General features: G+C 65.6%; 8 protein-coding genes. 3 read left to right on the plus strand and 5 right to left on the minus strand.

Going from position 1 to position 13,511, the window contains the following annotated elements:
- Positions 1–94 precede the first annotated feature (94 nt).
- Positions 95–907: an N-formylglutamate deformylase gene (gene hutG, locus D3876_RS19225; RefSeq protein WP_119765243.1), complete on the plus strand. Its 813-nt coding sequence runs from the start codon at positions 95–97 to the stop codon at positions 905–907.
- Positions 908–1,089: 182 nt separating this feature from the next.
- Positions 1,090–2,754, plus strand: a complete 1,665-nt coding sequence (hutU, locus tag D3876_RS19230; RefSeq protein WP_119765245.1) for a urocanate hydratase — start codon at positions 1,090–1,092, stop codon at positions 2,752–2,754.
- Positions 2,755–2,881: 127 nt separating this feature from the next.
- Here hutU and D3876_RS19235 read toward each other — a convergent pair whose 3' ends face one another.
- Positions 2,882–3,835 carry a serine hydrolase gene (locus D3876_RS19235; protein WP_238475453.1) on the minus strand — a complete coding sequence of 318 codons (954 nt, stop codon included), beginning with the start codon at positions 3,833–3,835 and terminating at the stop codon, positions 2,882–2,884.
- A gap of 58 nt (positions 3,836–3,893) precedes the next feature.
- Here D3876_RS19235 and D3876_RS20965 point away from each other — a divergent pair, with 58 nt between their 5' ends.
- Complete coding sequence (locus D3876_RS20965; RefSeq protein WP_238475454.1) at positions 3,894–4,133, plus strand: hypothetical protein; 240 nt, start codon at positions 3,894–3,896, stop codon at positions 4,131–4,133.
- Between the two features lie 33 nt (positions 4,134–4,166).
- Here D3876_RS20965 and nagE read toward each other — a convergent pair whose 3' ends face one another.
- The 4 genes from nagE to D3876_RS19255 are packed head-to-tail and all read right to left on the minus strand — an operon-like array spanning position 4,167 to position 13,364.
- Positions 4,167–5,879, minus strand: a complete 1,713-nt coding sequence (nagE, locus tag D3876_RS19240; protein WP_119765249.1) for an N-acetylglucosamine-specific PTS transporter subunit IIBC — start codon at positions 5,877–5,879, stop codon at positions 4,167–4,169.
- Entirely contained in the window at positions 5,879–8,356 is a 2,478-nt protein-coding gene (gene ptsP, locus D3876_RS19245; protein ID WP_119765251.1) for a phosphoenolpyruvate--protein phosphotransferase, read from the minus strand. Before ptsP ends, nagE begins: the two co-directional genes overlap by 1 nt.
- A complete protein-coding gene (locus D3876_RS19250) occupies positions 8,353–10,641 on the minus strand; it encodes a family 20 glycosylhydrolase (RefSeq protein ID WP_238475455.1) in 2,289 nt (762 codons plus the stop codon). The genes ptsP and D3876_RS19250 overlap by 4 nt, the downstream gene beginning before the upstream one ends.
- Positions 10,642–10,697: 56 nt before the next feature.
- On the minus strand, positions 10,698–13,364 hold the full coding sequence (locus tag D3876_RS19255) for a TonB-dependent receptor (protein WP_119765253.1): 2,667 nt from the start codon (positions 13,362–13,364) through the stop codon (positions 10,698–10,700).
- Positions 13,365–13,511 lie beyond the last annotated feature (147 nt).

A 13,511-nucleotide genomic window follows, 5' to 3' on the forward strand; every position in this document is an offset into this window, starting at 1 on the left:
TAGGGAGGGGTTGGGGGTGGGTGGCGAGCGAAGCGAGCCTCCGCATCCTACGATCCTACCCACCCCTGACCCCTCCCTTGCCAGGGAGGGGAAAGTGAGCACCGACTGGCTCACCGTCGTGCGCGGCGATGCGCCGCTGATCGTCAGCGTACCGCACGCGGGCACGCATATCCCTGCCGACATTGCAGCCGGGCTCGTCTCGACCGCGCTCGGCGAGCATGACGCCGACCTGTACGTCGATCGGCTCTACGCCTTTGCGACCGATCTTGGCGCGACCGTGATCCGCACTGCGATCTCTCGCACCGCGATCGACATGAACCGCGATCCCTCGGGCGCCTCGCTCTATCCCGGGCAGGCGACGACGGGGTTCTGCCCGATCGAGACCTTTGACGGCGAAGCGCTCTACAAGCCCGGCCACGAACCGGATGACGCCGAAATCGCACGCCGCCACGATCGCTATTTCGCGCCCTACCATGCTGCGATTGCCGGCGAGATCGAACGACTGCGCTCACATCATCCGCGCATCGTGCTCTACGACGCGCATTCGATACGCAGCCATGTGTCGCGCCTGTTCGACGGCGAACTGCCGCAGTTCAATATCGGCACCAACAGCGGCATAAGCTGCGATCCCGCTCTGGCTGCTGCAGTCGAAGCGGTGTGCGACATTTCCGGGCATAGTCGAGTGACCAATGGCCGCTTCAAGGGCGGCTGGATCACGCGGCATTACGGCCAGCCCGAAAGCGGCGTGCATGCGATCCAGATGGAGCTCGCGATGCGCGGCTATCTCGACGAGGCGGCCCCGTGGCCGCCCGCCTGGGACGCAATACGCGCCCAGCCCATGCAACATATCCTGGAGCAGGTGCTCGGCGCCTGCATGGATTTCGCAACCCACAACCCTCCCCCTTGATGGGGGAGGTGCGAGACTTGGCCCGGCGCAGCCGGGGTTAGTCGCAGCGGTGGGGGTGATGTTCGGCAGCGAGCATTGCGCCGGGCAACACCCCCACCCAACGCCGCCTAGGCACCTACCGGCGCCAAGGCTCTGTATCCCTCCCCCATCAAGGGGGAGGGCTGGAGGATGAAAGACCAACCATGACCCGTATCGACAACAGCCGTTCGATCACCGCCCCCCGCGGCACCGAACTCAACGCCAAGAGCTGGCTGACCGAAGCGCCCTTGCGGATGCTGATGAACAACCTCGACGCCGAAGTGGCGGAGAACCCGCACGAGCTCGTCGTCTATGGCGGCATCGGCCGCGCGGCGCGCGACTGGCAAAGCTTCGACAAGATCGTCGACACGTTGAAGCGGCTCGAAGACGACCAGACGCTGCTCGTCCAGTCGGGCAAGCCCGTCGGCGTGTTCCAGACGCACAGGGATGCGCCGCGCGTGCTCATCGCCAATTCGAACCTCGTGCCCCACTGGGCGAACTGGGAGCATTTCAACGAGCTCGATCGCAAGGGTCTCGCCATGTACGGCCAGATGACCGCGGGCTCGTGGATCTATATCGGCACGCAGGGCATCGTTCAGGGCACCTATGAGACCTTCGTCGAGATGGGCCGCCAGCATTACAATGGCGACCTCTCGGGCAAGTGGCTGCTGACCGCTGGCCTTGGCGGCATGGGTGGCGCGCAGCCGCTCGCCGCCGTCATGGCGGGCGCATCGTGCCTTGCGATCGAATGCCAGCCGAGCCGGATCGAGATGCGGCTGAAGACACGCTATCTCGATCACGCCGCAGACACGATCGACGAGGCGCTGGCGCTGATCGAAAAGGCGTGCGCCGAAAAACGCGCGATCTCGGTGGGCCTGCTCGGCAACGCCGCCGATATCCTGCCCGAACTCTACCGCCGCGGCGTCCGCCCCGATCTGCTCACCGACCAGACCTCGGCGCACGATCCGGTCAACGGCTATCTCCCCAAGGGCTGGACGCTCGACCAATGGTTCGAGGGCCGCGATCGCGATCCGCAGGGCGTTGCCAGGGCTGCCAAGGCCTCGATGGCCGAGCATGTCCAGGCAATGCTCGACTTCCAGGCGGCGGGCGTGCCCACGGTCGATTATGGCAATAATATCCGGCAGGTCGCCAAGGACGAGGGCGTCGAAAATGCCTTCGACTTCCCGGGCTTCGTTCCCGCCTATATCCGCCCGCTCTTCTGCAAGGGCGTCGGGCCCTTCCGCTGGGCGGCGCTTTCGGGCGATCCCGAGGACATCTACAAGACCGACGCCAAGGTGAAGGAGCTGCTCCCCGACAACGCACATCTCCACAACTGGCTCGACATGGCGCGCGAGCGGATCCAGTTTCAGGGCCTGCCCGCGCGTATCTGCTGGGTGGGTCTGGGCGATCGCCACAGGCTCGGCCTCGCCTTCAACGAGATGGTGCGCAATGGCGAGCTGAAGGCGCCGATCGTGATCGGCCGCGATCATCTCGATTCAGGTTCGGTCGCTTCACCCAACCGCGAGACCGAAGCGATGATGGACGGATCGGATGCGGTGTCGGACTGGCCGCTCCTCAATGCGCTGCTCAACACCGCATCAGGCGCGACCTGGGTCTCGCTCCACCATGGCGGCGGCGTCGGCATGGGCTATTCGCAGCATTCGGGGATGGTCATCGCGTGCGACGGCACCGAGGACGCCGATCGCCGGATCGAGCGCGTGCTGTGGAATGATCCCGCGACGGGTGTGATGCGCCATGCCGATGCGGGCTATGACATCGCGCAAGCCTGCGCGCGCGAAAACCAGCTCGACCTGCCGGGGATATTGTAACCAGCTTCCTCCCCGATACGGGGAGGGGGACCATGCGAAGCATGGTGGAGGGGCTGCGCTGAACCTCGTGCCAGCCCCTCCGTCGCGCTGAAGCGCGCCACCTCCCCGCACCGGGGAGGAACTTCAATCAATCCGTCTGCGCTGGTCGGCTCCAATGGCTTGAGATCACCGCGCGGGTGACGGCCTGCATCAGGCTCATTCGCTCGGGGATCGAACGACGCGTCGATCCGATCATCACCGCCACCGCATAGGTGCGGCCATCGGGCGCGGTGAGCAGGCCGACATCGTTATAGCCCGTCGAGGTGCCGCCGAGCTGCTGGCCCGTGCCCGTCTTGTGTCCGAACAGCCAGCCGTCCGAAATACCGCCGCGCAGCCGCTTGGGGCCGGTGCGCGAGGCACGCATCGTCGTGATCAGATAGTCGGTGGAACGCGGCGACAGCAGTTCGCCGCGCTTCAGCTTGGCCAGCGCATCGACCATGCCGATCGCAGTCGCGCCGTCGGGCGGATCGGCAAGATAACGGTCGAGCGCATTCTGCCGCACGTTCATCGGCAGGTTGGCGCGCGCGGTGTAGAAGGCGTGGCCGACCGAATATTCCTGCTTCCAGGTGAGTCCGGCGGTCCCGCTCTGGAGCAATCGCTCGCCAGGACCGAAGCGGATATCGGTGATGCCGTGGCTCGTCAGGAAAGAACGCACCGCGGCGGGGCCTCCCGCGCGGCGCAACAGCGAATCATTGGCGGTGTTGTCGCTTTGCGTCATTGCGCGCGCGAGCAGCCCCGACACCGATTCCTGATAGCCGTTTTTGCCGACGAGCTGGCGGATCGGCTGGTGGAACAGCGTCAAATCCGAAGGACGGATCATCACCATTTCCGAAAGCGATATGCGTCCCTGATCGACGCCTTCGAGCAGCGTGGCGGCGACCCACAGCTTGCTGACGCTCTGCTGCGGCATGGGCTGGCGGCCGTTATAGTCGACGACCCAACCCGTATGCACGTCGCGCACCGCAATACCGACGCTGCCGTCAAAACTTGCGCCGAGCGACCGTATCGCGCTCTGCAACGCCGCCGGCGCTTCGGTCGGCATCGGTCGCTGGACTACCGGAAGCGGCTGAACTGGCCGAGGTTGCGCGGGACGAGGTTGCATGGGCCGCGGCTGCATCGGACGGGGCGCAGGGCGCGGCGCCTGCGCTGCGGGGCGTGTTGGCGCGGGTGTAGCGGGCACCACCGTCGCACAAGCCGACAATCCTGTAAGCGCGATCAGCGCGAACGCCCGTCTCAATTGCAACACCAATCCGGAACGCCCGGCGCCAAAAGCCGTCATAAACCCGCTCGAACTCCACCTTGCCTTGCCCGGCCGCGATTCTGACAGCTTATCACACTGAAATGAATCCCCGCTGACCGCAGGTGCGGCACGGTTAACCCCGTCGCGGTTCGATCCGGGTGCGCAAATCCTGCGCAAGCACCTCGGCTCCGGCGCCCGCGAGGAGGTGGACGCTCTGTGGCGAAGCAAATGTCGCGCCGCGGCCAAAACCGGCCAGCGCAGGGACGTCGACAAGCGCTGCATTGGCAACGGCAAAGCGCAGCCGTCCTGCCTGCTGCGCCAGCGCGGTGACGTTCGCAGCGCCGCCCAATGCCGCCAGCACCGCGTCGGTTGCAGGCACAGGCCGAGTCGCGGTGGGTGCGGGCGCATGGCGAAGCCCAGCGCGGATCTCGCCCGCGACCTGATCGGCGACGGGGCCGAGCACGACCTGGAGCCCACCCGCCCCCGGACGCACGACGCCGCGCGCGCCAAGCGCCTTGAGCGCCGCCTCGTCGACGGCGTCGGAGTCGGTGAGCACGAGCCTCAGCCGCGTCGTGCAGGCATCGACGGTGACCAGATTGTCCGCGCCGCCAAGCGCAACGATGAAGCCCTGCGCACGATCGCCGCCAAGCGCCGGATTGGTCGTCACCTCGTGGCCTACCACCTCGCGCCCCGGCGTCTTCAGGTCGAAACGTGCGATCACGAAACGGAATGCCGAATAATAAACGACCGCATAGACCGCGCCGATCGGCAACAGCATCCACGGCCTGGTCGCCAGCCCGAAATTCAGGACATAGTCGAACAGCCCTGCGGAGAAGCCGAAGCCAAGCCGCACGCCGAGCAGATCCATCAACGCCATCGCGACACCCGTCAGCACCGCATGCACCGCATAAAGCATGGGCGCCAGGAACATGAAGGTGAACTCAATCGGCTCGGTGACGCCGGTCAGGAACGAGGTGAGGCCAAGGCTGAGCAGCATGCCGCCCACCGCCTTGCGCCGTTCGGGGAGCGCCGCATGATACATGGCAAGGCACGCAGCGGGCAGGCCGAACATCATCACGGGGAAGAAGCCCGACATGAACTGCCCCGCGGTCGGATCGCCCGCGAAGAAGCGCTTGATATCGCCCGTCGCACCGCCGAAATCGCCGAGCAGGAACCACGCGATATTGTTGATGATGTGGTGCAGCCCGGTGATGATCAGCAGCCGGTTGAGCACGCCGTATATGAAGAGCCCAAAGCTCCCGGCGCCCACCACCCAGCGGCTGAGCGCGTCGAATGCCGTCTCGATCGCGGGGAAGCCCAGCCCGAAGGCCAGCGCGCCCACGACGCCCGCAAGCCCCGCCGCGATCGGCACGAAGCGCCGACCGCCGAAGAATGCGAGATATTCGGGCATCCGGATGTTGGAATAGCGGTTGTAGAGTATGCCGGCGGCAAGCCCCGACAATATTCCCGCAGGCACGCTCAGCTTGGCGAGTTCCTTTGCCTTCCACGCGGTGACGGCAAGCGCATTGGCGGCATCATCGGCGAAATGCGCGGCATCGGGCGGCACGACCATCAGCGCCTTTGCCCCTTCGATCGTGACAAGGAAGCACACAGCGCCCGCCAGTCCCGCCGCGCCGTGATTCTCGCGCGCAAGGCCCACCGCAACGCCAATCGCAAACAATATGCCGAGATTGGAGAAGATCGCGTCGCCCGCGGCCGCAATGAAGGGAATGCCCAGCAGGTCGGGCTGGCCGATGCGCAGCAGCAGCGCGGCGACGGGCAGCACCGCGATGGGCAGCATCAGCGCGCGCCCAAGCGGTTGCAGACGGTCCAGTGACAGGCGCATCAGCCCTCTCCTTCGATCAGTGCGCGAACCTCGGCGGCGGATCCTGCCGCGAGCGCACGCGCAGCCAACGCCTTGCAATCTTCCAGCAACAACCCGCGCACCGCAGCCTTCAGCGCAGGGATCGCAGCGGCGGTCGCGGACAATTCGGTAATGCCCAGCCCGATCAGGATCGCGGCGGCACGCGGTTCGGAAGCGACGCCACCGCACACGCCCGTCCAGCGCCCGTGTTTCGCGCCGCCTTTTGCCGCCTCGGCGATCAGACGGAGCACCGCCGGGTGCAGCGCGTCTATCTTGTCGGCCACCGCCGGGTTTCCGCGATCGGCGGCCAGAGCGTACTGGGTCAAATCGTTGGACCCGATCGACAGGAAATCGGCCTCGGCAGCTATGTTGTCAGCGAGGATCGCTGCGGATGGTGTCTCTATCATCACCCCCAAAGCCACACGCTCGGTCAGGCCCACGGCTTTCGCCGCTTCGTCAAAGATTGCCCGAACCGCGCGCAGTTCCTCGACGTCGACGATCATCGGCACCATCACGCGGCACTGCGCCGCGGGCACGCCGGCGAAGATCGCGCGGAGCTGTGTCGCGAGCAATTCGGGTTTTTGCAGCCCCAGCCGCACGCCGCGATTGCCGAGCGCGGGATTGTCCTCATGCGGGAAAGGCAGATAGGGCACGGGCTTGTCGCCGCCGATGTCGAGCGTGCGTATGATGAGCGGTCGCCCCTTGAGCGCCGCCGCGATCGCGGCATAGCTTTCGCGCTGTTCTTCCTCCGAAGGCGCATCGGCGCGATCGAGGAAGATGAATTCGGTGCGCAGCAGCCCGCAGCCCTCGGCACCCAACCGCACCGCGCGTGTAGCTTCCTCCGCCGAGCAGAGATTGGCGAAGACCTCAATCCGCGTGCCGTCGGCCATGACGCAATCGTCCGCCGCCGCAGCAACCTCGGTCGCGTGGCGCGCGCTGTTCGCCAGCAGCCTTTCAGCCATGTCCTGCAACCGGGCGGGTACGGGATCCGAATCGAGCGTGCGCGCATCGGCGTCAAGAACCACGGTGCGCCCCTCGGGCACGGCAAATACTCCCGCGCCCGTCGCAACCAGCATCGGCACTCCGGCGGCGGCCGCGAGGATCGCGACGTGCGAGGTCGGGCCCCCGCGTGCCGTGGCAACGCCGCCGAGCCGCGTCGCATCGAGCGCCATGAATTGCGAGGGCAACAGCTCATCGGCGATCAGGATCGCGCGATCGGGCAGCCGCGGCATTGCCGGTGCAGTATCGCCGAGCAATTTGGCGATCAGCCGCCGCTCGATGTCGATCAAATCGGCGATGCGCTCGATCAGCAACGGATCGCCCGTCGCACGGATGGCATCGGCCTGCGCGCGCGTCGCCATCCGCCAGGCGTGACCCGCGCTCTTGCCAAGGCCCAACCAGCTCTGCGCGCCTTCGAGCAGCTCCGGATCCTCCAGCAGCGCGCGGTGCGCCGCCGCGATCTCTGCGGCGGGCCCCGTTCCCGCGCCGTCAAGCTCGGCGGAAAGTGCGTGCATCGCATGTTCGAGCGCGGTCGCCTCGTGAACCAGACCCTGCCCAGCCTCGGGCACCTCGGCATCGGCGGGGCGGAACTGGACCACGGGTCCGATCGCGAGTCCCGGGGCGGCGCGGACGCCCCTGAACAGGGGACCCGTCGCCAGCGTCGCGACGTCGACGGCAGCCATCGGTGCGGGCGCCTCATGCGCCTCACCCATCCCCGTCTCGATCAGCGCGGCGACCGCGGTGACCGCAGCGCGCGCATCTGCGCCCTTGCCGGTGATCCGCACGCCGTCGCCATGTTTGAGCCCCAGCGTCATCAGTCCGACCGCACTGCGCGCATTGGCCTCACGCCCATGCGCGGCAAAGCTGACCTGCGCGGAGAAGGGCTTGAGTGCAGCCACGATCTTCGCCGCCGGTCGCGCATGGACGCCATTGGCCATGGGGATACCAATTTCCAGCACCGCGCTGTCGTCGCCGACCGCGGCCGTGCTCGGCGCGGCGACGCCCTCGGCAATCACCTCCATCAGCGCCTCGCCCGCAACCACGCTCCGGTCGCAGGCGATCAGCACGACGCGATAGCCTTCATTGGCAATCACGATTGGCGTGATCAGGCTCTTGGCCCGCGCCGCGACGCTGTCGAGGTCAAAAGCGATCAGCGGATCGCCGGTCTTCACGCGCGCGCCATCGGCGACATGCGCGGTGAAACCCTCGCCGCCCAGCCCAACGGTCTCAAGCCCGATATGGATCAGCAACTCGGCGCCATTGGCAAGGCGAAGCGTCACCGAATGTCCCGTGGGCGCGACCGCGATCACCTCGGCATCGGCGGGCGCGCGCAGCACAGCGTCGAGCGGGTCGATCGCGACGCCGTCGCCCATCATTCGCTCGGCGAAGACGGGATCGGGCACCTCGTCGAGCGGAGCTGCCCAGCCGGCAAAAGGCGCTGCGACGCGAACGCTGCTCATGGCCGCGGGATCAACTGGACCGCGTCGATCGCCCACATCGGGCTCGGTCCCTTCGCGGTGTAGGTGAAGCAAAGGTCATGGCTCCCTGAGCGCGGCGCGATCTTCGCCTTGAGCGTGGTCAGCGCGGGATTGGATGCAGCGGGGGCAAGCGGCAGCACCGCTATGCGCTCGCCCTCGCAGCTATCGATGCGGACCTCGATCTCGCCCTCAGGCGTCGCAGGTGGCCGGAAGACGATCTTCTCGATGTCCTTGCCGATCTGGAAGTTGAACGGAATCTGCCCGACATCCACCGCGATTTCGTTGACGCCGTCAAGCGGCGCGGCCTCATAGACCCAGCAGGGATTCATGATGTCGGTCAGGAAGGCGGCGCGCTTGCCCTCGGCCGGCGCATCATCTTCGAGCTGGAGCGCGATCGTTTCCGTGCAGAGCTTCAACTGGGTATCGTCGCGGCGACGGATGGTCATGGCATCGACCGTCTGATCGAGGTTTCCGGGAAGCGCCATGCCGTGCCTGAAGGACGCAGCACGCACCCGCGTCGGCATGACGAGCGACAGCGGCCGCGCATAGACCGGCGAATTCGCATCAGGCGCACTGCCGTCGGTGGTGTAGCGGATTTCCGCGCCGATCTGGTTCGCGAGTGTGATCGTGGCCTTATCGCCCCCTGCCGGGCCGAGGGTCGCGAAGGGCGCAAAGGCGCTCGACGACGCCTCGAGCCCCATCGGTTTCAACCGTGCCAACTGCGGCACCAGCCGGTCGACAAAGCCGTCAAAGTCGCGCTTGTCCGCCGCAGACCAGCCAAGCTCGGCAACCGCTGAAGCGCGCGGAAAGGCGCTGTATGCGACGCGCTCCTCGGTGCGCATATGCTCGGTCCACAGATTGGCCTGAAGCCCGAGGATATGACGCTGCTGGTCGTCGGTCAGCGTATCGGGCGCGGGATCGAAATCGTAGACGCGCCGGAGCGTCACCTGCTCGCCACGCCCCGGAGGCTCGGCGGAGGTCCCGCCCTGGCGGTGATTGAGATAGAGTACGGGCTGCGGCGAAAGCACCGCGTCGTGCCCCGCTTTCGCTGCCGCGACCGCCCCCTCTACCCCGGTCCACGACATGACGGTGGCGTTGGGCGCGAGCCCGCCCTCCAATATCTCGTCCCAGCCGATGAGACGGCGGCCCTTGCTGCTGAGAAACTTTTCCATGCGCTGGATGAACCAGCTTTGCAGCGCATGCTCGTCCCTGATCCCCAGCGCCTTCATCTGCGCCTGGATGCGTGGGCTCGCCTTCCACTGATCCTTCACCGCCTCGTCGCCGCCGACATGGATATATTCGGACGGGAAAAGCGCCATCACCTCGGTCAGCACGTCCTGCAGGAATGTGAAGGTGCCGTCCTCGATATTGAACAGATAGGGGAAAACGCCCCAATCGGATTCGATGCCCGGCGGCGGGATCACGCCCGTGCCGAGCCCGGCATAGGCGCGGATCGGCGCGAGCGCGTGGCCTGGCATCTCGATCTCGGGCACGATCGTGATGTGGCGCGCCGCGGCATAGGCGACGATCTCGCGGATCTGCTCCTGCGTGTAATAGCCGCCGGTGCGCGGCAATGTCGGCGCACCCGGCGCCGACGCAGGCGTCCGCCATGCCCCCGCCTCGACGAGCTTCGGATATTTTTTGATCTCGATCCGCCAGCCCTGGTCGTCAACCAGATGCCAGTGGAAGGTGTTGAGCTTGTGGACCGCCATCCAGTCGATGAAGCGCTTGATGAATTCGGGCGACTGGAAGTGGCGTGCGCTGTCGAGCATCAGCCCGCGCCAGCGGAAACGCGGCGCGTCGGCAATGCGCGTGGCGGGGATCGCATCGCTGCCACTGGTCGCGAGCTGCCAGAGCGTCACTGCCCCATAGAAAAGACCCGCGTCGTCACTCGCCGTGATCGTGGCACCGCGCGGAGTCACGTCGAGGCGATAGCCTTCCTTCGTGATGCCGTCGGTGCGCACGAAACGGATCGCGCCGTTGCGCTGCGTTTCAGTGATGGCGGGACTGATGCCGCGATTGACCGCGAGCAGCCCGGCCAGCCTTTCAGCGGCCGCGCGCGCGCCTGCATCTCCGGGGGGAACTACGATCACGCTCTGGCCCGTCAGACGGAAGCTGCCCTTTGACGGTGCGATCGATTGAGGAAGAGGAAGCAGGGGCGGCGCGGCCGCCGATGCCGCAACCGCCGCCGAGGCGCTGGTTGCAAGCAGGATGCCGGCCGCGAGGAGGGTGAAACGCTGGTTCATGACGCTCGCGCCGGAAGTCATCTGGTGTTCCTGGTCAAAAACGGGGCGGCCCGTTCACACGGCCCGCCCCATCCTGATCAGAACTTCAGGCGTGCGCCAACATAGAACTGGCGGCCATTGTCATAGATGGCGCGCGGCTTGTCGGTCGTGCCCGAATATTGCTCGATCTTCTCGTTGGTCAGGTTCACCGCGTCCGCTGTCAGCGCGACATTCTCGGTCACGTTGAAGCTGAACGATGCGTCGAGCGACGACAGCGCCTTCTGATTGAGCGGTGCCGAACGATCGATGTCGATGAAGAACTTCGAACGATAGGTATAGGAAAGCCGTGCGCTCAGCAGGTCGTTCTCGAAATAACCCGTCAGGTTGAGCGTGTGCTTGCTGTTGCCCGGGATCGGATCGCCGTTGTCCGCCTTCGCATCGGAGTAGGTATAGTTCGCGATCGCACCGAACCCGCCCCAGATCGGACGCGAGACCTGAAGCTCGAAGCCCTGATTGCGGCCGCCCGGGCCGTTCGACCGGCGGTTGATCTGGTACGGACAGTCGAACAGATTGGGGTTGGTCCCCGCCGCCGGCACGCAGCCCGCGGGCTCCGAGCCGGGCACGAATACGCTCGGCAGGATCTCGGTCGAGGTCGTGTTCACGATGTACGACTGGATATCCTTGTAGAAGGCGGCCAGCGCGACGATCGTCTCACGATCGGGATACCATTCGATCGACAGGTCGTACTGATTGGCGCGATACGGCTTCAGATCGGGATCACCGCCGCGGCCGGTCAGCAAGGTGCCGTTGAGGTCGACGCCCGGCGTGATGTCGACGAAGTCGGGGCGCGTGACGGTCTTGCCCGCCGCGAAGCGCAGCACGATCTGGTCCGACAGGTCGACCGCGAGGTTCGCGCTCGGCAGGACGTCAGTATAGGAACGTTCCGCCGTCGTCGGGGTGAAGCCGCCAAACGGGTTGGTGAACTCGGGATTGGCGCCGCCGATGATGAAGCCTTCCGAGGTCTGGTCGGTCTTCACGACACGCAGCCCGACATTGCCGCGCCAGCCTTCGCCCTTGAACTTCGCCATGGCATAGCCGCCATAGGTCTTCTCGTTGATCGAATAGGTGTTGCCCGGAACGAGGAAGCGCGTGGTGATCGCGTCGGCCTGCGCGCCATAGATCGCGCGCAGCTTGGCGGGATCGACGCGCCAGTAATCGTCCAGCGTCCCCGGCGCCGAGATATTGTCGAGGAAGTCCTTGGGCATGCCGCCGCCCGTGGCGAAGTCGGCCGAGACGCACGGCACGCCGTTGCAACGCAGGCCCGGCGTGAACACACCGCCATTGGTTGCGAAGCGCTCGGCCGCGCGGTCGTGATCGGTGAACTTGAAGCCGATTTTCAGCGCCTCCATCGGTCCCCAGTCGACCTCTTGCTCGGCGTCGAGATAGACATATTTCTCTTCGTCGTCATTGGTCACCGACTGCATGCGCGCGAAGTCGGGGCGCACGCCTGCGGGGTTGAGCGGATCGGGATTGACGAAGCTCACCTCGGGCACGCCGCTGCGCAGGTCATAGCTGAATGCGCCCGGACCCGCGAACTCCATGAAGTTCTCGTTGCTGGTGTCGCCGGTCGCCTTGGTCCAGCCCGCCTTGAAGTGGATGTTGAGCGTGTCGGTGGGCTGATAGTTCAGGTCGAAATCGGCAGAATAGGTCTCCGCGACGGCCTTGCGGTCGATCGCGTCATAGACGACGCCGAAGCCCGCGGTGCCGCCGGTGCGCGAGGCGACATTGCCCGCGACCGCGACGCCGTTCTCGACCACGGCATTGGTGATCGTGCCGCCGCCAGCCAGCGCCTGCTCGCCCCAGGCGATATAGTTCTGGTTGAAGTTGTCCGCGCCAAAGCGCGAATAGAGGCCGGTGACATTGATCTCCAGCTCGTCCGAAGGACGGAACTGGATTCCGATATTGCCGCCGTAGCGCTCGCGATCCTGCGTGAACATCGTGGAACCGATCAGCGTCGGGACGAGCGCATTTTGCCCGCCGCCCACTGCAAAGGAGCGATAGCCGAAGATCTCGAGGCCATCACGACGCGTCTGGCGCTTTTGATAGATCGCACCCACGAGGACGCCGAAGGTCTCATCGGCATTCTTCCAACTGAACAGACCCGAAACCTGCGGGTCGAACTTGCCGGACAGATCCGAATAAACACCCTGCACCGACGCCGAAATCGACATGGGATCAAGATCGAGCGGATTGCGCGTCAGCACGTTGATGGTGCCGCCGATGCCACCTTCCTCGACATCCGCCTGAGGGCTCTTGTAGACCTCGAGGCGACCGACGATTTCGGAGGGCAACGTCAGATAGTTGAAGCTGCGCGTCGAGGCGACCTGATCGAGGATGAACCAGTCTGCGGTGGCGACCGAATGGCCGTTGAGCAGCGTCTTGGTCAGGTTGGGCGCGGTGCCGCGCAACGAAACGCGCTCACCTTCACCGAACACGCGATTGACGACGACGCCGGGGACGCGCTGGAGCGCCTCTGCGACGTTCTTGTCGGGAAATTTGCCGATGTCCTCGGCCGAGACGACGTCAGCAATGACGTCGGAGTTGCGCTTAACGTCGATGGCGGCAGCCTGCGACGCGCGGACGCCGGTGACAATGATCTCGTCGCCCGCGTCGGCGGGAGCGGCCTCCTGCGCGGACGCGCCCGTGGCACAGGCCATGAAGGCAAGCACGCTCGCCGATCCCGCAAGGAATTTGTGCAATGTCATCAAACGTCTCCCCTTCCCTGGCACGTCCTTTTGGACTTCATGCCAATCTGTAACCAATAACAGACCAATGACAAGACCATCAACCAGACCATTACAGCCGTCAAGTGGTTCCATGACAATTTTTTTGCATTTTTCGAAATTATCTGT

Origin of the sequence: Sphingomonas cavernae (genome assembly GCF_003590775.1) — a bacterium.
GTDB classification, from domain to species: domain Bacteria; phylum Pseudomonadota; class Alphaproteobacteria; order Sphingomonadales; family Sphingomonadaceae; genus Sphingobium_A; species Sphingobium_A cavernae.